Annotated in this window: 17 protein-coding genes and 1 pseudogene; 13 read left to right on the top strand and 5 right to left on the bottom strand. The window is 59.6% G+C overall.

All coding sequences use genetic code 11. The features are described 5' to 3' along the window. Nucleotides 1–8 precede the first annotated feature (8 nt). From LOY43_RS04880 to LOY43_RS04850, 7 genes are all read left to right on the top strand, one after another. On the top strand, nucleotides 9–1133 hold the full coding sequence (locus LOY43_RS04880; RefSeq protein WP_095050983.1) for a mannuronate-specific alginate lyase: 1125 nt from the start codon (nucleotides 9–11) through the stop codon (nucleotides 1131–1133). 382 nt (nucleotides 1134–1515) lie between these two features. Next, the gene (locus LOY43_RS04875) at nucleotides 1516–3081 is read left to right on the top strand and encodes an MBOAT family protein (RefSeq protein ID WP_016985188.1); all 1566 of its coding nucleotides are present in this window, start codon (nucleotides 1516–1518) and stop codon (nucleotides 3079–3081) included. Nucleotides 3082–3091: 10 nt separating this feature from the next. Then, nucleotides 3092–4267, top strand: a complete 1176-nt coding sequence (locus LOY43_RS04870; RefSeq protein WP_095050985.1) for an alginate O-acetyltransferase — start codon at nucleotides 3092–3094, stop codon at nucleotides 4265–4267. 14 nt (nucleotides 4268–4281) lie between these two features. Then, nucleotides 4282–4938, top strand: a complete 657-nt coding sequence (locus LOY43_RS04865) for an alginate O-acetyltransferase AlgF (RefSeq protein ID WP_007914291.1) — start codon at nucleotides 4282–4284, stop codon at nucleotides 4936–4938. Between the two features lie 207 nt (nucleotides 4939–5145). Then, complete coding sequence (locus LOY43_RS04860) at nucleotides 5146–6597, top strand: mannose-1-phosphate guanylyltransferase/mannose-6-phosphate isomerase (protein WP_258709282.1); 1452 nt, start codon at nucleotides 5146–5148, stop codon at nucleotides 6595–6597. Nucleotides 6598–6863: 266 nt separating this feature from the next. Then, entirely contained in the window at nucleotides 6864–7328 is a 465-nt protein-coding gene (locus LOY43_RS04855) for a multidrug transporter (RefSeq protein WP_258709281.1), read from the top strand. Between the two features lie 35 nt (nucleotides 7329–7363). After that, nucleotides 7364–8188, top strand: a complete 825-nt coding sequence (locus tag LOY43_RS04850) for an SDR family oxidoreductase (protein ID WP_095050989.1) — start codon at nucleotides 7364–7366, stop codon at nucleotides 8186–8188. A gap of 109 nt (nucleotides 8189–8297) precedes the next feature. On the opposite strand, the gene LOY43_RS04845 is transcribed toward LOY43_RS04850, so the two are convergent. Next, nucleotides 8298–9179: a LysR family transcriptional regulator gene (locus tag LOY43_RS04845; protein ID WP_258709280.1), complete on the bottom strand. Its 882-nt coding sequence runs from the start codon at nucleotides 9177–9179 to the stop codon at nucleotides 8298–8300. Nucleotides 9180–9288: 109 nt separating this feature from the next. On the opposite strand from LOY43_RS04845, the gene LOY43_RS04840 reads away from it, so the two are divergent. Both LOY43_RS04840 and LOY43_RS04835 read left to right on the top strand, forming a co-directional pair. Next, nucleotides 9289–10659: an MFS transporter gene (locus LOY43_RS04840; RefSeq protein WP_258709279.1), complete on the top strand. Its 1371-nt coding sequence runs from the start codon at nucleotides 9289–9291 to the stop codon at nucleotides 10657–10659. Next, the gene (locus tag LOY43_RS04835; protein ID WP_220557952.1) at nucleotides 10656–11054 is read left to right on the top strand and encodes a DUF4440 domain-containing protein; all 399 of its coding nucleotides are present in this window, start codon (nucleotides 10656–10658) and stop codon (nucleotides 11052–11054) included. The genes LOY43_RS04840 and LOY43_RS04835 overlap by 4 nt, the downstream gene beginning before the upstream one ends. A gap of 120 nt (nucleotides 11055–11174) precedes the next feature. Here the strand turns inward: LOY43_RS04835 and LOY43_RS04830 are convergent, their stop codons facing one another. From LOY43_RS04830 to LOY43_RS04815, 4 genes are all read right to left on the bottom strand, one after another. After that, nucleotides 11175–12041 carry an HlyD family secretion protein gene (locus tag LOY43_RS04830; protein WP_095049814.1) on the bottom strand — a complete coding sequence of 289 codons (867 nt, stop codon included), beginning with the start codon at nucleotides 12039–12041 and terminating at the stop codon, nucleotides 11175–11177. Nucleotides 12042–12051: 10 nt separating this feature from the next. Beyond that, complete coding sequence (locus LOY43_RS04825) at nucleotides 12052–12252, bottom strand: DUF1656 domain-containing protein (RefSeq protein WP_007914106.1); 201 nt, start codon at nucleotides 12250–12252, stop codon at nucleotides 12052–12054. Then, complete coding sequence (locus tag LOY43_RS04820; protein ID WP_258709278.1) at nucleotides 12242–14434, bottom strand: FUSC family protein; 2193 nt, start codon at nucleotides 14432–14434, stop codon at nucleotides 12242–12244. Before LOY43_RS04820 ends, LOY43_RS04825 begins: the two co-directional genes overlap by 11 nt. 140 nt (nucleotides 14435–14574) lie before the next feature. Continuing rightward, nucleotides 14575–16074 carry an efflux transporter outer membrane subunit gene (locus tag LOY43_RS04815; RefSeq protein WP_258709277.1) on the bottom strand — a complete coding sequence of 500 codons (1500 nt, stop codon included), beginning with the start codon at nucleotides 16072–16074 and terminating at the stop codon, nucleotides 14575–14577. A 276-nt stretch (nucleotides 16075–16350) separates the two neighbouring features. Here LOY43_RS04815 and LOY43_RS04810 point away from each other — a divergent pair, with 276 nt between their 5' ends. The 4 genes and pseudogenes from LOY43_RS04810 to LOY43_RS04795 all read left to right on the top strand — a co-directional run. Then, entirely contained in the window at nucleotides 16351–17319 is a 969-nt protein-coding gene (locus LOY43_RS04810) for a LysR family transcriptional regulator (protein WP_007914118.1), read from the top strand. 412 nt (nucleotides 17320–17731) lie between these two features. After that, nucleotides 17732–18106 carry a DUF6124 family protein gene (locus tag LOY43_RS04805; protein ID WP_095049811.1) on the top strand — a complete coding sequence of 125 codons (375 nt, stop codon included), beginning with the start codon at nucleotides 17732–17734 and terminating at the stop codon, nucleotides 18104–18106. Between the two features lie 355 nt (nucleotides 18107–18461). Further along, nucleotides 18462–18926, top strand: a complete 465-nt coding sequence (locus LOY43_RS04800) for a hypothetical protein (RefSeq protein WP_258709276.1) — start codon at nucleotides 18462–18464, stop codon at nucleotides 18924–18926. An 83-nt stretch (nucleotides 18927–19009) separates the two neighbouring features. Continuing rightward, nucleotides 19010–19225: pseudogene (locus LOY43_RS04795) on the top strand (DUF6124 family protein); the annotation flags it as partial. Nucleotides 19226–19908: the final 683 nt, after the last annotated feature.

The following is a 19908-nucleotide window of genomic DNA, read 5'->3' as shown; positions in this document are numbered from 1 at the left end:
GGTCTGCTATGCGAAACTCGAAACTGAAAACTCTTTTAGCGCCGACGCTGCTCGGGCTGGCGATCTTCGCCGGCACCGCGCAGGCCGCCGCGCCACTGCGTCCACCCCAGGGCTATTTCGCGCCTGTGGATAAATTCAAGACCGGTGACAAAAGCGAAGGCTGCGATGCGATGCCGACGCCGTACACCGGGCCGCTGCAATTTCGCAGCAAATACGAAGGTTCGGACAAGGCCCGCGCGACGCTGAACGTGCAGTCGGAAAAAGCCTTTCGCGACACCACCAAAGACATCACCACGCTGGAACGCGGCACCGCCAAACGGGTGATGCAGTTCATGCGCGACGGTCGCCCGGAGCAGCTCGATTGCACGCTCAATTGGCTGACCGCGTGGGCCAAGGCCGATGCGTTGATGTCGAAGGACTTCAACCACACCGGCAAGTCGATGCGCAAATGGGCGCTGGGCAGCATGGCGTCTTCGTACATTCGCCTGAAGTTCTCCGACTCGCACCCACTGGCCCAGCATCAGCAGGAAGCGCAGTTGATCGAGGCGTGGTTCAGCAAAATGGCCGATCAGGTCGTCAGCGATTGGGACAACCTGCCGCTGGAAAAAACCAACAACCACTCGTACTGGGCCGCCTGGTCGGTGATGGCGACCTCGATCGCGACCAACCGCCGCGACCTGTTTGACTGGGCAGTGAAGGAATACAAGGTTGGCGTCAACCAAGTCGATGCCGACGGCTTCCTGCCGAACGAACTCAAGCGCCAGCAACGCGCCCTCGCCTATCACAACTACGCCCTGCCGCCGTTGGCGATGATCGCCAGTTTCGCCCAGGTCAACGGCGTTGATTTGCGTCAGGAGAACAACGGTGCGCTGAAACGTCTCGGTGATCGGGTGTTGTCGGGGGTGAAAGACCCGGACGAATTCGAGAAGAAGAACGGCAAAGAGCAGGACATGACCGATCTGAAAGAGGACATGAAATTCGCCTGGCTCGAACCGTTCTGCACGCTCTACACCTGTGCGCCTGATGTGATCGAGAAGAAGCACGGCATGCAGCCGTTCAAGACCTTCCGCCTCGGCGGCGACCTGACCAAGGTCTACGACCCATCGCATGAGAAGGGCAACAAAGGCTCATAAAGCAAAAGCCCCTCACCCTAACCCTCTCCCAAAGGGAGAGGGGACTGACCGAGGTGGTTGTACGAGTTACGCCGAAATGAAATACCGAGTTGATCTCAGGCGTTGAAAAACAACCGAGATCAGGCGGCACAGAAATACCGAGTCGATCTCAGGTGTTGAAAAACAACCGAGATCAGGCTGCACAGAAATACCGAGTCGATCTCCATTTTTGAAAACCATGGAGATCAGGCTCCCTCTCCCTCCGGGAGAGGGCGGGGGGTGAGGGCAAGTTTTCAAGGCCCGGCACAACCCTGACAGAAACACCGTTTTGCCCCTCCACTACCACGGGGGGTTTGGGGGGGCTTTGGCCCTTGACTGTTGGTTCAAACATGGAGAGATCGGGATGGTATTTTCATCCAACGTGTTCCTGTTTCTGTTCTTGCCGATCTTTCTCGGCTTGTACTACTTGAGCGGGCAACGCTATCGCAACCTGCTGCTGCTGATCGCCAGCTACGTGTTCTACGCCTGGTGGCGTGTGGACTTCCTCGCGCTGTTCGCGGCCGTCACGCTGTGGAACTACTGGATCGGCCTCAAAGTCGGTGCCGCCGGTGTGCGGACCAAACCGGCGCAGCGCTGGCTGTTGCTTGGCGTCGCGGTGGACCTGTGCATCCTCGGCTACTTCAAGTACGCCAACTTCGGCGTCGACAGCATCAACGCGATGATGACGTCGGTCGGTCTTGAGCCGTTCATCCTCACCCACGTGCTGTTGCCGATCGGTATCTCGTTCTACATCTTCGAGTCGATCAGCTACATCATCGACGTGTATCGCGGCGACACCCCGGCCACGCGCAACCTGATCGACTTCGCGGCCTTCGTGGCGATCTTCCCGCACCTGATTGCCGGCCCGGTGTTGCGTTTCCGCGACCTCGCCGACCAGTTCAACAACCGCACGCACACCCTCGACAAGTTCTCCGAGGGCTGCACGCGGTTCATGCAGGGTTTCATCAAAAAGGTCTTCATCGCTGACACCCTCGCGGTGGTCGCTGACCATTGCTTCGCCTTGCAAAACCCGACCACCGGCGATGCCTGGCTTGGCGCGCTGGCCTACACCGCGCAGCTGTATTTCGACTTCTCCGGCTACAGCGACATGGCGATTGGTCTGGGCCTGATGATGGGTTTCCGTTTCATGGAAAACTTCAAGCAGCCGTACATCAGCCAGTCGATCACCGAGTTCTGGCGTCGCTGGCACATCAGCCTGTCGACCTGGCTGCGTGACTATCTGTACATCACCCTCGGCGGTAACCGTAAAGGCACGCTGATGACGTATCGCAACCTGTTCCTGACCATGCTCCTCGGCGGTCTGTGGCACGGCGCGAACATCACCTACATCGTCTGGGGCGCCTGGCACGGCATGTGGCTGGCGATTGAAAAAGCGCTGGGCCTGAACACCTCTCCGCGCAGCCTCAACCCGATTCGCTGGGCGCTGACCTTCCTGCTCGTAGTCATGGGCTGGGTGATCTTCCGTGCCGAAAACCTGCACGTTGCCGGGCGCATGTACGGCGCGATGTTCAGCTTCGGCGACTGGTCGCTGTCGGAACTCAATCAGGCCAGCCTTACCGGTCTGCAAGTGGCGACTCTGGTTGTTGCGTACGTGACGCTGGCGTTCTTCGGTCTGCGCGATCTGTACACCAATCAGCCGCCAGCCAAGAGCAAACCTGAAGTCAACGTCGAGGCCAACGGCCCTGCCACCGCGACCCCGGGAATGATCAAAGCCGCTCCTGGCGAAAACCCGGCAAGCATCCACGAGCCTGGCTACACCGTCGGCGTCGAAGCCCAGGTGCAACCGGCCTACTGGAGCGCGGACTGGTCGCGCTACGTGATGCGCGGTCTGATCCTGCTGCTGTTCATCGCCTCGATTCTCAAACTCTCGGCGCAAAGCTTCTCGCCGTTCCTTTACTTCCAGTTCTGAGGGATCTGACATGACCCGCTCATTACGCATCTTCTACATCGCCCTGTTCCTGGTGACCCTGTTGGTCCTCGGTCTGTGGTCGGTTCGCAGCTTCTTCGGCTTCAGCACCAACGCCGATGCGACGGTGCTCAACGGCCGCTGGACCAAAGCCGTGGAAACCCACTATGACGAAGAGTTTCCGATCAAGCGTCTGGGCACCAATCTCTGGGCCGCGCTGGATTTCAAACTGTTCAACGAAGGTCGTCCGGGCGTGGTGCTCGGTCGCGACCAGTGGTTGTACAGCGATGAGGAATTCAACCCGATCGTCAACGAAGAGCTGAACCTGCAAGGCAACTACGCGCTGGTTGAAGGCGTGCGCCAGACCCTGAAAGCGAAAGGCGTGAAACTGGTGATGGCGATCGTGCCGGCCAAGGTTCGTCTGTACCCGGAGCATCTGGGTGAAGTGAAACCGGCGAGCATCCACGAAAACCTCTATCAGGATTTCCACCAACGTGTGGCGGCCGACAAGATCCTCGCCCCGGACCTGCTCAAGCCATTGCAACAGGCCAAGCAGAATGGTCAGCAAGTGTTCCTGCGTACCGATACGCACTGGACGCCGGAAGGCGCCGAGATTGCCGCGAACACCCTGGCGAAAACCATCGCCGACAAGTTCCCGCTGAGCGGCGAGCCGCAACGCTTCGTTACCACGCCAGCGGAGAAGGTCACGCACAAGGGCGATCTGCGTCTGTTCCTGCCGCTCGATCCGCTGTTCGAAAACCTGATGCCGGCGCAAGAGCCACTGCAAAAGCGCAACACCGTCGCGGCTGGCGATCAGCCTGCCGGTGACGACGCGCTGTTCGCCAGCAATGAAGTGCCGGTGGCACTGGTCGGCACCAGCTACAGCGCCAACCCCAACTGGAACTTCGTCGGTGCGCTGAAACAAGCGCTGCACAGCGACGTGGTGAGCTACGCCGAAGACGGCCACGGCCCGATCCTGCCGATGCTCAGCTACCTGAAAAGCGATGACTTCAAGAACAGCCCGCCACAGGTGCTGATCTGGGAGTTTCCTGAACGTTATCTGCCTGTGAACAACGAAATCGGCGACGCCGACCCGCAGTGGGTCGCAGAGCTTAAACAAGCCGGCGCGCGCCAACAAAACGTAGCAATCAACACTAAATCCGAGACGCCCGATCGGGCGCAAAACTGAAAGAGAGGTACACCATGACTTTCACTACTACTCCTCGTCGTCTCGCTAAAAGCTTCGCACTGGTTGCTGGCCTCAGCGTGCTTTCCGTCCCTGCCTTCGCCGGTGGCGACGCCGCGCTGTACGGCCCGACCGCACCGAAAGGCTCGACCTTTGTGCGTGTCTATAACGCCAGCAATGCTGAAGTCAGCGCGACTGTCGGCAGCACCAACCTGAGCGACGTTGCGCCACTGGCCAGCAGTGACTTCAGCTTCATGCCGGGCGGTGATTACAGCGCCAAAGTTGGCAGCCAGACCCTGCCGGTGAAACTGGCTGGTGACCACTACTACACCCTGGTCAACAACGCTTCCGGCGCGCCGCAATTGATCGAAGAACCACCGTTCAAGAACAAGCAGAAATCCCTGGTGCGTGTGCAGAACCTCAGCGACAAACCGCTGACCCTGAAGACCGCCGACGGTAAGACCGACGTGGTGCCGAACGTGGCCGCCAAGGGCCGTGGCGAACGTGAAATCAACCCGGTGAAAGTCAGCCTGGCGCTGTACGAAGGCGACAAGAAAGTCGGCGACGTTAAACCGGTCGCCCTGGAGCGCGGAGAAGCTGCGGTGCTGTACGTCACCGGCAGCGGCAGCAGCCTGTCGCCAGTCTGGGTGAAACGCCCGGTATCGACTCGCTAATTATTTTTCCGATGAGACGCTGACCCCTGTAGGAGCTGCGGCACGCTGCGATCTTTTGACTTTGTTTTTGAAGATCAAGATCACCAGATCGCAGCCTTCGGCAGCTCCTACAGGGGAATGCGGCGGCCTCTCGGTACGAGACAAAAACAAGAGTGAAACGACACAGCGTTCGTGCCTCTAACCAATCGATTTTATGGAGTAAACAATATGATTCCGGTGATCTTGTCAGGTGGTAGCGGTTCGCGTCTCTGGCCGCTTTCGCGTAAGCAGTTCCCTAAGCAATTCCTCGCCCTGACCGGCGAACACACCCTGTTCCAGCAGACCCTCGAGCGCCTGGTGTTCGAAGGCATGGACACCCCGATCGTGGTCTGCAACAAGGATCACCGCTTCATCGTCAACGAGCAGTTGGCCAATCGCAATCTGGAATGCCAACGCATCCTGATGGAACCGTTCGGCCGCAACACCTCGCCGGCCGTGGCGCTGACCGCGATGATGCTGGTCAATGAAGGCCGTGACGAACTGATGCTGGTACTGCCGGCCGACCACGTACTGGAAGACCAGAAAGCCCTGCAACGTGCTCTGGCCCTGGCTACCGTTGCCGCCGAAAACGGCGAAATGGTCCTGTTCGGCGTGCCGGCGACCAAACCGGAAACCGGTTACGGCTACATCAAATCCACCGGCGATTCGCTGCTGCCCGAAGGCGTCAGCCGCGTTTCGCACTTCGTCGAAAAACCTGACGTCAAACGTGCCACTGAGTACGTCGAGTCCGGCGGTTACTACTGGAACAGCGGCATGTTCCTGTTCCGCGCCAGCCGCTTCCTCGAAGAACTGAAAAAGCACGACCCGGACATCTACGACACCTGTCTGCTGACCCTTGAGCGCAGCCATCAGGACGCCGACACCATCACCTTCGACGAAGCCACCTTCGCCTGCTGCCCGGACAATTCCATCGACTACTCCGTCATGGAAAAAACCCAGCGCGCCTGCGTCGTGCCACTGACCGCTGGCTGGAGCGATGTCGGTTGCTGGTCGTCGCTGTGGGAAGTCAACGAGAAGGACGCCAACGGCAACGTCACCAAAGGCGATGTAGTGATTCAGGACAGCAAGAACTGCATGATCCACGGCAACGGCAAACTGGTGTCGGTGATCGGTCTGGAAAACATCGTCGTGGTCGAAACCAAAGACGCCATGATGATCGCCCACAAAGACAAGGTTCAGGGCGTCAAGCAGATGGTCAACACGCTCAACGAGCAAGGCCGCAGCGAAACCCAGAACCACTGCGAGGTTTACCGTCCGTGGGGCTCGTACGACTCGGTGGACATGGGCGGGCGCTTCCAGGTCAAGCACATCTCGGTGAAACCGGGCGCGTGCCTGTCGCTGCAGATGCACCACCACCGCGCCGAACACTGGATCGTGGTCAGCGGCACCGCCGAAGTGACCTGCGATGAAAACGTGTTCCTGCTCTGCGAAAACCAGTCGACCTACATCCCGATCGCCTCGGTGCACCGCCTGCGCAACCCGGGCAAGATCCCGCTGGAAATCATCGAAGTGCAATCGGGCAGCTACCTGGGTGAAGACGATATCGAACGCTTCGAAGATATCTACGGCCGCTCCACCCCGATCGAACGCGGCGTGTCGGTGAAAACCATCGCGCAATAACTGATCGATAAAACAAGAAGCCCCCGTCCAGCCCGCTGCGTCCCCTATCCGCAGCGGGTTGGGCGGGGGCTTTTTTGTCCTGATTCTGTGTCGCCTGAAATGGCCTCTTCGCGAGCAGGCTCGCTCCCACACTTGAAATGCATTCCCCTGTGGGAGCGAGCCTGCTCGCGAAGAGGCCCGGTCAGACACCGCAAGTCCCGATGCCCATCGCCAACCTCACCTACGCTTAGGTAGGATGACCCTCTCTCTCCTCGAGGTTGTGCGACATGTTCATCGGCATTCTGCTGGTCATCACCTGGTTGATCCTGCTGTTGCGCTACCCGGCCAAAGCTTTGCCGGTTTCGGTGGCGGCGGCGATTGGCCTGGGTTTTGTGGCCATGTGGGTGGTGTGGCTGGACAACCGCGAGGTCAAGCAACTGGCGCGTCTTGAGATGCGTATCGCTTACGCCCCGGAACAATGCCCGGCCGATCGTCCGCTGCAACTGAAAATGAAAAACGGCAACGACGTGCCCCTGACCGAACTGCGCTGGCGCATCGCTGCCTACGCGCCGGGCGACACGGTCAATCTGGCCGACAACCAATACACCGCCCCGCGCTATCGTGGCCCCGGCGAATTGCAGGCCGGCGGCGAATGGGAAGACTGCCTGCCGATGCCGCCGCTACGCTCCGGTTATCGCCCGCAAACCCTGGAGTTTCGCGCCGAGCGATTGCAAGGTAGTTTCTCCGACTGATCCCCTCCCACGATTTTTTGCACAAGGAAAGCGCCATGCCCGTTGCGTTGATTACCGGTTGTTCCAGCGGCATCGGCCGCGCCCTCGCCGATGCGTTCAAAGCTGCTGGCTACGAGGTCTGGGCCAGTGCGCGCAAGGCTGAAGACGTGGCGTTGCTGGCGTCGGCCGGGTTCACCGCCGTGCAACTCGACGTCAATGACAATGTGGCGCTGGAGCAGCTTGGCGAGCGGATCAACCAGCAACACGGCGGCCTCGATGTGCTGATCAACAATGCAGGCTATGGCGCCATGGGGCCTCTGCTCGACGGCGGCGTGCCGGCGATGCAACGCCAGTTCGAGACCAACGTGTTTTCGATTGTCGGGGTCACGCGCGCGCTGTTCCCGGTGCTGCGCCGGGCCAAGGGTCTGGTGGTGAATATCGGCAGTGTTTCAGGGGTTCTGGTCACGCCGTTCGCCGGTGCCTATTGCGCATCGAAAGCGGCGGTGCATGCGTTGAGCGATGCACTGCGCATGGAGCTCGCACCGTTCGGCATTCGCGTTATGGAAGTTCAACCGGGGGCGATCCAGTCGAGTTTTGCCAAGAACGCCGGGCATGAAGCTGAGCAGTTGATCAATGAACAATCGCCGTGGTTTCCACTGCGTGAGGGCATTCGCGCGCGGGCCAAGGCGTCGCAGGACAAGCCGACCCCGGCCAGTGAGTTTGCCGCTGAACTGTTGAAGGCTGTGCAGCAGAGCAAACCGCCACGGCGGGTTCGTATTGGTAATGGCAGCCGGGCGTTGCCGTTGTTGGCGGCGTTGCTGCCTAAAGGGTTGCTGGAGTGGACATTGATGAAGCGGTTCGGGTTGCGCGCAAAGCTCTGAGACCGGGTTGACGCTTTCGCGAGCAGGCTCGCACACATTGGATATCTGTCATGCCGAAGGTCCCCTGTGGGAGCGAGCCTGCTCGCGAAGAGGCCAGATCAGCCAACACTCATCCCCAGCCCTTCATGAAATCAATGAACGCCCGCACTTTCAGCGGCAAATGCCGGGTGTCAGGGTACAGCGCATACACCCCCTGCTGCGCAAACCGGTAATCCACCAGCAAACGCTGCAACCGCCCGGCATCGAGATCGTCCTGAATCAACCATTGCGGCAGTATCGCCACACCTTGCCCGGTCAATGCAAAGGCCCGCAGCGTTGCCGAGTTATCCGCAACAATCGCGGTGTTCCCCGGTTTAGGCTGATAGAAATGCTCCACACCGGCCGGATCGCTCACGGTCATTTCCGGCACCCGCCCATGCCCTAACGTCGGCATCGACTCCAGCGTTGCCAGCGTGGCCACCGGCGCAAAGCGTTCGACCAACCCCGGCGCCGCCACTGCAAACACTTCGAACGTCGATAACTGCACTGCACGCAGATTGGAGTCGTGCATGCGCCCCAGACGAATCGCCAGGTCAAACCGCTCGGAAATCAAATCGGCATGGGTCGATGATGTGGACAAATGAATATTCAGTTGCGGTTGCTGCTGGCGAAACACTTCCAGCGCCGGCACCACCTGGACCAGAGCAAATTCGACAGTCGTGGTGATGCGCAAGGTGCCCTTGAGCTGTGCGTGCTCCGAACGCGCCTCTTCGATCGCCAGCCGCGCCTCATCCAGCGTGCGCAAACAGCGTCGATAAAAGCGCTCACCGGCATCGGTCAGCGCCAGTTGCCGCGTATTGCGGGTGAGCAAGGTCACGCCCAGCTCCTCCTCCAGGCGCTTGAGATTGAAACTGACCACGGCACGCGTTTGCCCCAATGTGTCAGCAGCAGCCGTGAGTGATCCCGCCTCGACCACCGCTTTGAAGGTGTCAAACCGATCCAGACTGACCATATCAAAGGCACTCGTTGTCAAAATAATTTTGACAAACTAGCAGCCAAACCAGCGTTTTCCTATGACCAGAAGCGCCCTACCCTGCACGTCTCATCACAGGGAAGCTGCCATGGCTTATCGTTCGAAAGTCGCGCTGGTGTATTTGTTGGGCTTCGCGCTCGACCTGCTGAACATGTTCGTCGCCAGCATCGCCTACCCCGACATCGCGCAACAATTGCACGCCTCGGTCACGCAACTGGCGTGGATCAGCAACGCCTACATGCTTGGCCTCACGCTGATCATTCCGCTGAGCGTGTGGCTGGCGACCCGGATCGGCGAGCGGCGCTTGATCCTCGCCTCGCTGCTGCTGTTCGGTGTGGGCTCGGCACTGGTGGCGCAGGCGGGATCGATTGAAAGCCTGATTGCCTGGCGACTGCTGCAAGGCCTCGGTGGCGGACTGCTGCTGCCGGTGGGCCAGGCCTTGGCGTATCGACAGTTCCCGGCGACGCAACGCGCGCACTTCACCGGAGTGGTGTTGCTGGTGGCGCTGCTGGTGCCGGCACTGTCGCCGGCGGCCGGTGGACTGATCGTTCAAGCGCTGTCGTGGCGCTGGATTTTTTACCTGAATCTGCCGGTGACACTGCTCGCACTTGGGCTTGGCCTGCTCTGGTTGAAAGCCGATCAACCGTTGACTGAACGCCCGACGCTGGACGCGCGCGGCCTGCTGCTGGCAGCCTCGGCGCTAAGTTTACTGTTGATCGCCATCAGTCTGTTGAGCGACGCCGACACCCGTAACCTCGGCATCGCTGCCCTGCTGCTGAGCCTTCTGACCCTGTGCATTTACCTGCGCGATGGCTGGCACAAACCCGGCGCGATCCTCGACCTGCAACTGATCAAGAACCCGTCTCTGCGCGTGGCGATGCTGATCTACCTGTGCGTGCCGGGGGTGTTCACCGGCACCCACATGATAGCCGTGCTGTACCTGCACAACCTCGGTGTCGGCGCGGCACAAACCGGCGCGCTGATGCTGCCGTGGGCGGTCGGTTCGGGCGTGGCGATCATGCTTGGCAAGCGCAGCTTCAACCGCCTCGGCCCCAAGCCATTGCTCAGCGCCGGCATGCTCCTACAATGCCTGGGCATCGTTTTGCTGATACGCAGCGAACAACCCGCCAGCACGCCGCTGATCATCGCCTATGCCCTGATGGGGCTGGGCGGTAGCCTGTGCAGCGTCACCGCGCAGACCTTGGCCTTTGTTGGCATCGCGCCAGAAAAAATGGGCCACTCCAGTGCCCTGTGGAACATCAATCGTCAACTCGGTTTCTGCCTCGCGGCGGCGCTGCTCGGTTCACTGCTGGGCGCTTTGGGCGGTGTTGGTTTCCAAGCCTGTTTTATCGCTGCCGCCCTGCTCACGCTGTTGCCGATGGTCGCCGTCCTGCGTTTCGACTCGACCCACGTGCTCGCGCTATTGAACCCGACTGCCCTTGAGGAAAAAACTGCATGAACGACGCCACACCCTACCTGGACGAAGTGATCCAGGCGCACGAAGCCATCGAACGATGGTTTGCCGTAGAAGAAGATGACGCCGCGCTGCAGCGCTTGCTGGCGCGTTTTTCGCCACGCTTTTCCATGGTGACGCCGTTGGGCAGAGCGCTGGATATCGATGCCTTGCGCCTGCTGTTCCGAGCCGCAGGCGGACAGAAGAAAGGTTTCAGAATCCAGCTCAGTGAGTTACGTGTGATTGCCCTGCATCAGCGCGGCGCGACCGTGAGTTACCGCGAACAGCAAAGCGATGCGAGCGGTGTGCACACGGATCGGCGTTCGACCGTGGTGTTTGAAAAACTCGAAACCGGGCGGGTGTTGTGGCTACATTTGCAGGAGACGTTTTGCGCTGAGTGATTGCTCGGTGTTGGTCTGAAATACCGAGTCGCCCCCATTCGCGAGCAGGCTCGCTCCCACATTTGAAATGCATGACCTCTGTGGGAGCGAGCCTGCTCGCGAAAGGAGCCACACGGTCTGTCAGTTAACCACCGTGCTCTGATTCACCACCACCGTGCAGGTAATCCCCGCCGCCAGCAGCACACCTTCCGGCACTTCATCAATATGAATCCGCACCGGCACCCGCTGCGCCAGTCGTACCCAGTTGAACGTCGGGTTCACATCGGCGATCAGCTCGCGGCTTTCCGGGTTGTCGCGGTCATAAATGCCGCGCGAGATGCTCTCCACGTGGCCCTTGAGCACTTCGCCGCTCATTAACTGCATGTCGGCCTCGTCACCGACTTTGACGTGGGGCAGTTTGGTTTCTTCGAAGAAGCCGTAAACCCAGAACGAGTTCATGTCGACCACGGCCATTTTCGCCTCGCCGATGCGCGCGTAGTCGCCGCGATGCACATTGAGGTTAGTCACATAACCGTCGACCGCCGCGCGTACTTCGGTGCGTTTGAGGTTGAGTTCGGCGGCTTCCAGTTGTGCTTGGGCGTGTTGGTAATCGGCCAGCGCGGCGTCGGCGATGTTGCTGGCGTCATCGCGGTTTTCCTTGGAGATCACCAGGTTGTCCAGATCGGCGCGGCGATGGGCGTTGACCTTGCGCATCTCCCACGTCGACTTGCGCGAGGCGACCAGCGACTGCGCCTGTTTGACCGCGATGCGGTAGTGCTCGGGGTCGATCTGCATGAGCAAATCACCCTTCTTCACTAACTGGTTGTCGCGCACCGGCACATCGATCACTTCACCGGTGACGTCGGCGGCGACGTTGATGATGTCGGCGCGGACTCGGCCATCTCGAGTCCACGGCGTGTTCATGTAGTGCTCCCACAACGTGCGGCCGATCCACAACGCCAGGGCCAGCACCAGCAGGGTCGCGAGCAGGCTGAAAAACTTTTTCATCAGATCGTTCTCAACGGTAGACAGTCAGCGCCATGGCGCCGAACAGACAGGTAAACAGACTCAGGCGCAACAGCGCCGGGTGCCAGAAGAAGCGGTACAGATCGAACCCGGACAAGAAGCGGTCCACCGCCCAGGCCAGCGCCGCAGCGATGAAAAACATCAGGGTCATGGTCGGCATGTACACGCCGTGGAAGGCGATTTCACGAGGCATGGGCAAGTCCTTCGGGCTTGGCGATGGCGTAGGCAGCGAGCGGTGATTGCGGGTCGAGCAACGAAGTGCGGATGAAGTGCAGATAGCTCTTCACCCGACGCAATGCCGAGGTATCGAAGTGCGGCGCGAACGGCTCATCAGTGGCCGCTACGCGACTGATCGCATGGTCGACCGCGACCAGTGCGCGTTCGAGATTGCTGGCGTTCGGTTGCAGGAACAGTCGCACCAGCGCGCGGCCCATCACGCGGATTGCCTGGCGCCACGGCTGCGATTCGGCATAGGCCGGGTGCACCGGCAGGATCGCCTGTTCCTTGCGCAACTCGATGATCGCGTGGCCGACTTCCAGGACCACGAACATCCAGCGCAGCAGGTTCTTCTGCACCTTCGGTTGACCGGCCGCGAGACCGTAGGCCTGGTGCAGCAAATCGCGGGTACGGCTCTCGAAACTCGAGGCCAGGCCTTTGAGTTTGCCGCTGATCGCATAGACCACTTGGCCACGCAGATCCTGCTCCAGGCGCTTCCACAACCAGCGGCTGTTCGGCGGCAGAATAATCGCCCCGGCAGCGGCACAGACCAGCATGCCCATGACCATGGCGATGTAGTCGTTGATGAAGGTGTACGGGTTGTAAATGGTCAGGTTGTCCGGCACCGAACCGGTGCTGAAGAAGATCAGCAAACCGAGGCCGACCCCGGCGTATTGCGGGCGCGAGGTGAGGAACGAGCCGAGCACGATCACCGGCGCGAGCATCACGCACAGCAGCGGGAAACCATCGATCCACGGGAAGATGAAAAACATCTCGACAAAGCCGATCAGCGCACCGAGAAACGTGCCGCACGCCATCTGGAAAGCCATGCGTTTCGGGTTCGGTGTAGCGGCGGACAGGCCCACGGTGGCGGCGGCGATCAGGGTCATCGTCGCACCGCTTGGCCACGCAGTGGCAACCCAATAACTGCCGAGCACCACCAGAATGAACGAGGCGCGAATGCCCGACGCGGCGGCGGCCCACCAGTTGGTTTGCGGGGTGAATGGCTCGTCCCAGCGCTCACGTTCGTGGCGGTGATCGGCCAATGACGCGTGGGTCTGTGCATAACTGTGCAGGTCGTCGACGAAGCGATAAAGCAGTTCGTAGGCGGTGTGGAAATCCAGTTGCTCGGCTTCGCTTGGATCGGTTTCCTGGAAGATTGCTCGCAAGCTTCGAACCCGTGCCGGCAGCCCCTCCTTGTAGGTCGCCAGCGCTGTCGCCAAACGGGCGGCGTCGGGGCTGGTCAGAGCACGACCGCTGAAGCCGTCGAGCACTTCGGCGAGATCCTGCAGACCCGGTCTGATCGCGGCAACCACATGTTCTTCGCCGTTGCCGCGCAAGCGTTCAAGCAACTGATGCAGCGCGTTGAAGCGCGTGGTGATGCCCATGAACTCGCTGTTCAAACGACTCAATCGGCCGTTGCGCCGACGCATGTGCGGGTCTTCGAACACGGTCACGCTGCGCAAGCCTTCAAGGCCCACGGCTTCAGCGATGAAGCGTACGTTACTGGCCTCGAAAGACTCGGCTTTGCTGCGCCCGCGCAGGCCATCGGTGACGAACAGCGCGAACACGCCGAAGCGCTGATACAAGGCGTTGCGCATGGCGGCGCTGGCGGTTTGCGGCAGGATCGCGGCGCTGATCAGGGTCGAGCAAAGAATCCCCAGCGAGATCTCCAGCACTCGCCAAACCGCTGCCATGAACGCGCCGTCCGGGTGCGCCAACGCGGGTAATCCGACCATCGCCGCGGTGTAGCCGGCGAGGACAAAACCATAGGCGCGGAAGTTGCGGCAACGTGCGGCACCGGCCGAGCAGATGCCGACCCAGATCGCCAGCGAACCGAGGAACAGCTCGGTGTTTTGCGCGAACAACGCGATCAACGTGACCATCATCGCCGACCCGGCCAACGTGCCGAGGAAGCGATAGAAACTCTTGGCAAACACCTGGCCGCTCTGCGGCTGCATGACGATGAACACGGTGATCATCGCCGTGCGCGGTTGCGGCAATTCCAGGCGCATGGCCAGCCACAGGGTGAGGAATGCGGCGATCAACACCTTGAAGATGTAGACCCAGGTCACGCCATCGCTGCGCACCCAGTCGAAGAAACCACGGCGCCATTCCAGGGAGTAGAGCCAGCGCAGAGGTGCGGGCAAGGGGGTCATTTAATTGTGCTCAAGAATTCAGGCAAGACGCGATACCTGTAGGAGTGAGCCTGCTCGCGATGGCGATTTTACATCCAACATTTCTGTTGACTGATACACCGCTATCGCGAGCAGGCTCACTCCTACAATTTGATGTGTGTTCAATGCAGGAGAATCGGGTTTTTCGGCGCTTGGGTTTTCTCGGCGGTCGGCACATCGTTGCCTGCCCCCAGCCCACCACCCAGCGCCGTCACCAGTTCGGCATACGCACTCAACCGCGCCGCCTGCACCTGCTGCTGCACCTGCTGCTGCTTGAACAGCAACGTCTGCGCATTGAGCACGTTGAGGTAATCGGTGAGGCCGCGCTGATAAGCGATCATCGCGATGTCGTAGGTCTTCTGCGCCGTGGCCACCGACTCGGCGGCGAAGCCTTGCTGCTTGTCCATCGACTCGCGGCGGATCAACTGATCGGAGATGTTCTTCAGCGCATTCACCAGCGTCTGGTTGTAATGCGCCACGGCGATGTCGTAACCGGCGGAGGCCTCACCCAATTCGGCGCGCAGTCGGCCACCGTCGAAGATCGGTAGCGAGATCGCCGGACCAACGTTGTAGTTGAGTTTCTTGCCGGTCAAAAACTCCAGCGCGCCCCCGCCGGTAGCCATGTAGCCGAGGCTGCCGACCAGATCGACGTTGGGGTAAAACCCGGCATGCGCCACATCGATACCGCGCGCCTGCGCCGCCACTTGCCAGCGACTGGCGACCACATCGGGCCGCTGGCCGAGCAGTTCGGCGGGCAATGCCGACGGCAGTTTCAGCGCAGCACCGAGGGACAATGTCGGGCGCTGCAACTGCGCGCCCGCCCCCGGACCTTTGCCGGCGAGCGCAGAGATCTGGTTGCGACTCAGGGCGATTTCTTCATCCAGCGCATCGAGCTGACGATGGGTTTCCGGCAGTGGCGTTTCGGCTTGGCTGACTTCGAAATGCGTGCCGATTCCGCCGTTCAGACGTTTCTGCGCCAGATCGAGAATCTGTTGCTGCTGCTTGAGCGTCGCGGCGACGATGTCGCGCTGCGCGTAATGCAGCGACAGTTCGATGTAGGCGCGGATGATGTTGTTCTGCAATTCCAGCTGCGCCAGCCGCGCCTCGGCCGCGCTCATGTGCGCCAGATCCACCGCGCGTTCACTGGCATTGCTTTCGCGACCCCAGAGGTCGAGCGCATAGCTGAAACCCAATGCGGCGTTGTTGTCCCAGGTGGTGGTGTTGGCCAGATCGCCGGGGCCGTAGAACTGATCGGTCGGCCAGTTGTGGCGTTTGAGGGTCGACTCGCCATTGATCTGCAATGACTCGGCGGATTCGGCGACACCGGCCATGGCTTTGGCTTGACGTACTCGCGCAGCGGCCATGGCCATGGTCGGGCTGCCCTGCACGGCGAGGTCGATCCAGCGATTGAGTTGCGGGTCGCCGTAGGCTTGCCACCATTGCGCGGTAGGCCAGTTGGCGTCACGGGCGGCGTGGGCGATGGCATCGTCGGTGGCCAGTGTATTGGCCTCCATTGCCGTGCCCTGTGGGGCAATTCCGTCCGTTGAGATGCAGCCGCCAAGACCCAGGGTAAAAGCCAGAACACTGAGCGGCAAAAGCGCTCTGTTGATGCGACGCGGCACAGCTGCGAATTCCTGAGAGAGGGGTAGATCGAGAACCCGTGTTGGAGCTGCCGCAGGCTGCGATCTTTTGATCTTGATTCCCTTAAAACAAAATCAAAAGATCGCAGCCTTCGGCAGCTTCTACAGGGATCGGCGCAATTCTATGGAAGGCCCCGTACGGCGATAAGCTGGGATTTCTGTGAATCTTTGTTACGGTTAACGAGATAATCCTTAAGTCTGGGGTCTCAGCCCCCGAAACTTCGTGTCACAATTTGCCATCTCCCTTGAGAGCACCCCATGGACACTTTGCAAAACATGCGCGCCTTCAGTTGTGTCGCCGAAGCCGGCAGCTTCACTGCCGCCGCCGTGCAACTCGACACCACCACCGCCAACGTCTCGCGCGCGGTCTCCAACCTGGAAGCCCACCTGCAAACCCGTTTGCTCAATCGCACCACGCGGCGCATTGCCCTCACCGAAGCGGGCAAGCGCTACCTGCTGCGCTGCGAGCAGATCCTTGCCTACGTCGAAGAGGCCGAAGCCGAAGCCAGCGACGCCCACGCACGCCCGGCCGGGCAATTGAAAGTGCACACCATGACCGGCATCGGTCAGCACTTCGTCATCGACGCCATTGCCCGCTACCGCAAAACCCACCCGGACGTGACCTTCGACCTGACCCTGGCCAACCGCGTGCCGGACCTGCTCGACGAGGGCTACGACGTGTCCATCGTGCTCGCCAGCGAGTTGCCGGACTCAGGTTTTGTGTCGCAACGCCTGGGCATCACCTACAGCATCGTCTGCGCCTCCCCGGCCTACGTGAAAGCCAACGGCGCCGCGCAAAAGCCCAGCGACCTGCTCAACCACGCCTGCCTGCGCCTGGTCAGCCCGGTGATCCCCCTGGAAAAATGGGCCTTCGACGGCCCGGAAGGCCAGGAAATGGTCACCATCAACAGCTCGCCGTTTCTGGTGAACTCCGCCGACGCCATGAAAACCGCGATCACCAGTGGCATGGGCGTGGGCGTGTTGCCGGTGTATGCGGCGATCGAAGGTTTGCGTAACGGCACACTGGTGCGGGTCATGCCGAACTACCGCTCGCAAGAGCTGAACCTGTATGCGATCTACCCCTCGCGGCAATATCTGGATGCGAAGATCAAGACGTGGGTTGAGTATCTGCGCGGGTCGTTGCCGGAAATTCTCGCGGCGCATCAAGCCGAATTGGCCGCCTACGAACTCAGCGGCAGCCTCGCCGGCGCGCGCGTCGCCAACTGATTTTTAAACACAATGCGTCTTCTGTAGGAGCTGCCGCAGGCTGCGATCTTTTGATCTTGATGTTTAAAAATCAACAGATCGCAGCCTACGGCAGAGCCTACAGAAACGACGATTTCGCGGATGTTTCCGACAGGTTTTGCAGGTTGTCCGTCGGAAGTGCGGTGGCTAGGATTTGGGTGTCGCTGACGCATCAGCGACCGGGTCTGGAAAACCCGATTTCAACTACCAAAGCTCATGGCATACTGCGGCGCTTTTTAGCTCGCAATGTTATGGCGGCTGTGCGCGGGAGGCCCTAGGGCCTGCCGGTTTTGGTGAGTTGACCGGTTTTTCCAGTCCGCGCACAGCTGCCACCCTTTCGCCTGGAAAACGAAAAGTGGCAGCTTCAACTCAACTTGCCACGAGTATGTTTCCTATGTTCAAACCAACGCCTAATCCACCTGAAACCGACGACACCACCCCCTACGAATTCCCCGGTTCGAAGAAATTCCACGAAGCCGCCGAACGCGCCCTCGACCACTACCTCAAACCCAACGCGTTAACCCTGCGCTTCCACAAACCCAGCACCATGTTCCAGGTCGCCCCCGAACAGGACAGCGAAAGCCTGCTGGTCCACGCCTGCGAATCCCTGGCACAGGCCAGCCTCATGACCAGCGACATCGCCGCGTACATCGACCTGCCGCAACGACGGACGATTCTGGCGATTCAGCAGATCATCATGCTCGCCGAACTGGCGGTGAATCGAGTGCTGGATAACCACGAAATCTCCCAATCCCCTTCACAAAGCTAAAAGCCCCTCACCCTAACCCTCCCGAAACGTCGGACCGCCCGTAGGGAGAGGGGACTGACCGAGGTGTTTGGGTGAGCTACGCCGACGTGCGATACCGAGTCGAATTCAGATTTTGAAAGGCCCACAAATCGGCTCCCTCTCCCTTGAATGATGCCGGATGACGGCCTGACACAACTTAAGCATCGTCCAATGGACGCAAACCTGAAGTGGGCAATCAAGTTCCAAAAATCATCTTCCGATCAATTTTTAATAGCCAATCTATATAGAAAACCTGTCAGATCTGACAGTACCCATTTTATCGCTTTAGCCGAACAATGGATGTCGTCATACCGACCTAACCTTGAAGGAGCAAGACATGTCCATTAAAGATCTGGAACTCGAAAAACTTAAGAAATCAGGTGAAGGCACTGTAATTGCCAAACTAAACAAAGACTACATCACCGACAAGTTCGAAGGAAAACCCGACCATTTTGTTACCGATAAAAAGATAGTCGCACTAAAAGCAACTTACCAGAAATCCTCTACCATCTCATTCACTATCAACCTCACTTTTGACGCAAACATTAAGCCTGGAAGGCATGAATTCAGCACGGAGCACTTTCCCTCTCCGTTCAGATTTTCATATACATCAGGCTCACATACAAAAGGCTATACAAGCGCTAAAAACGCAGGATTTATTATTGTAGAAGAGTTCAACATTGCCAAAGGCATTTTCAAGGCCGTCTTCAACTTCACATTCTTGGATTTCGATACATGGGAGTTGCATCAAGTTCATGATGGTCAGATTGATGTCAAAGGCCTTGAAATTATCGAGGGGTAAAGGTAGGTCGCAAAGTCTGCCCCAAGTGCAGGAACAAGCAGGTATCAGCCAATGTTGATACCGCTTCCCAAAGCCACCGTGTTCAGATGTCCCCCGAACAGGACAGCGAAAGCCTGCTGGTCCACGCCTGCGAATCACTGGCCCAAGCCAGCCTCATGACCATCGACATCGCCGCCTACATCGACCTGCCGCAACGGCGGACGATTCTGGCGATTCAGCAGATCATCATGCTCGCTGAACTGGCGGTGAATCGCGTGCTGGATAACCACGAAATCCCGCAATCCCCGTCACACAGCTAAAATCCCCTCACCCTAGCCCTCTCCCGGAGGGAGAGGGGACTGACCGAGGTGTTTGGGTGAGCTACGCCGACGTGAAATACCGAGTCGACCCTCAGATTCTGAAACAGATCAAAAGCCCATCACTAGCCCTCTCCCCGAGGGAGAGGGGACTGACCGAGGTGTTTGGGTGAGCTACGCCGACGTGAAATATCGAGTCGACCCTCAGATTCTGAAACAGATCAAAAGCCCCTCACCCTAGCCCTCTCCCCGAGGGAGAGGGGACTGACCGAGGTGTTTGGGTGAGCTACGCCGACGTGAAATACCGAGTCGACCCTCAGATTCTGAAACAGATCAAAAGCCCCTCACCCTAGCCCTCTCCCCGAGGGAGAGGGGACTGACCGAGGTGTTTGGGTGAGCTACGCCGACGTGAAATATCGAGTCGACCCTCAGATTCTGAAACAGATCAAAAGCCCCTCACCCTAGCCCTCTCCCCGAGGGAGAGGGGACTGACCGAGGTGTTTGGGTGAGCTACGCCGACATGAAATACCGAGTCGACCCTCAGACACTGAAACAGATCAAAAGCCCCTCACCCTAGCCCTCTCCCGGAGGGAGAGGGGACTGACCGAGTTGTTTGGCAGACCTACGCCGACGTGCGATACCGCGTTGAACTCAGGTTTTGAAAAGCACACAAATCGGCCCCCTCT

The organism is Pseudomonas sp. B21-041 (genome assembly GCF_024748675.1).
GTDB classification, from domain to species: domain Bacteria; phylum Pseudomonadota; class Gammaproteobacteria; order Pseudomonadales; family Pseudomonadaceae; genus Aquipseudomonas; species Aquipseudomonas neuropathica.
Note: the sequence above shows the minus strand (reverse complement) of the source record. Positions and strands in the feature narration are given on the sequence as shown.

Coding starts and splice junctions, on each gene's coding strand:
- LOY43_RS04820 (WP_258709278.1), bottom strand. CDS start 14,434: ATGACCCCCTTGCCCGCACCTCTGCGCTGGCTCTACTCCCTGGAATGG.
- LOY43_RS04800 (WP_258709276.1), top strand. CDS start 18,462: ATGTCCATTAAAGATCTGGAACTCGAAAAACTTAAGAAATCAGGTGAA.
- LOY43_RS04810 (WP_007914118.1), top strand. CDS start 16,351: ATGGACACTTTGCAAAACATGCGCGCCTTCAGTTGTGTCGCCGAAGCC.
- LOY43_RS04855 (WP_258709281.1), top strand. CDS start 6,864: ATGTTCATCGGCATTCTGCTGGTCATCACCTGGTTGATCCTGCTGTTG.
- LOY43_RS04805 (WP_095049811.1), top strand. CDS start 17,732: ATGTTCAAACCAACGCCTAATCCACCTGAAACCGACGACACCACCCCC.
- LOY43_RS04825 (WP_007914106.1), bottom strand. CDS start 12,252: ATGCCTCGTGAAATCGCCTTCCACGGCGTGTACATGCCGACCATGACC.
- LOY43_RS04880 (WP_095050983.1), top strand. CDS start 9: ATGCGAAACTCGAAACTGAAAACTCTTTTAGCGCCGACGCTGCTCGGG.
- LOY43_RS04835 (WP_220557952.1), top strand. CDS start 10,656: ATGAACGACGCCACACCCTACCTGGACGAAGTGATCCAGGCGCACGAA.
- LOY43_RS04845 (WP_258709280.1), bottom strand. CDS start 9,179: ATGGTCAGTCTGGATCGGTTTGACACCTTCAAAGCGGTGGTCGAGGCG.
- LOY43_RS04860 (WP_258709282.1), top strand. CDS start 5,146: ATGATTCCGGTGATCTTGTCAGGTGGTAGCGGTTCGCGTCTCTGGCCG.
- LOY43_RS04840 (WP_258709279.1), top strand. CDS start 9,289: ATGGCTTATCGTTCGAAAGTCGCGCTGGTGTATTTGTTGGGCTTCGCG.
- LOY43_RS04870 (WP_095050985.1), top strand. CDS start 3,092: ATGACCCGCTCATTACGCATCTTCTACATCGCCCTGTTCCTGGTGACC.
- LOY43_RS04850 (WP_095050989.1), top strand. CDS start 7,364: ATGCCCGTTGCGTTGATTACCGGTTGTTCCAGCGGCATCGGCCGCGCC.
- LOY43_RS04830 (WP_095049814.1), bottom strand. CDS start 12,041: ATGAAAAAGTTTTTCAGCCTGCTCGCGACCCTGCTGGTGCTGGCCCTG.
- LOY43_RS04875 (WP_016985188.1), top strand. CDS start 1,516: ATGGTATTTTCATCCAACGTGTTCCTGTTTCTGTTCTTGCCGATCTTT.
- LOY43_RS04865 (WP_007914291.1), top strand. CDS start 4,282: ATGACTTTCACTACTACTCCTCGTCGTCTCGCTAAAAGCTTCGCACTG.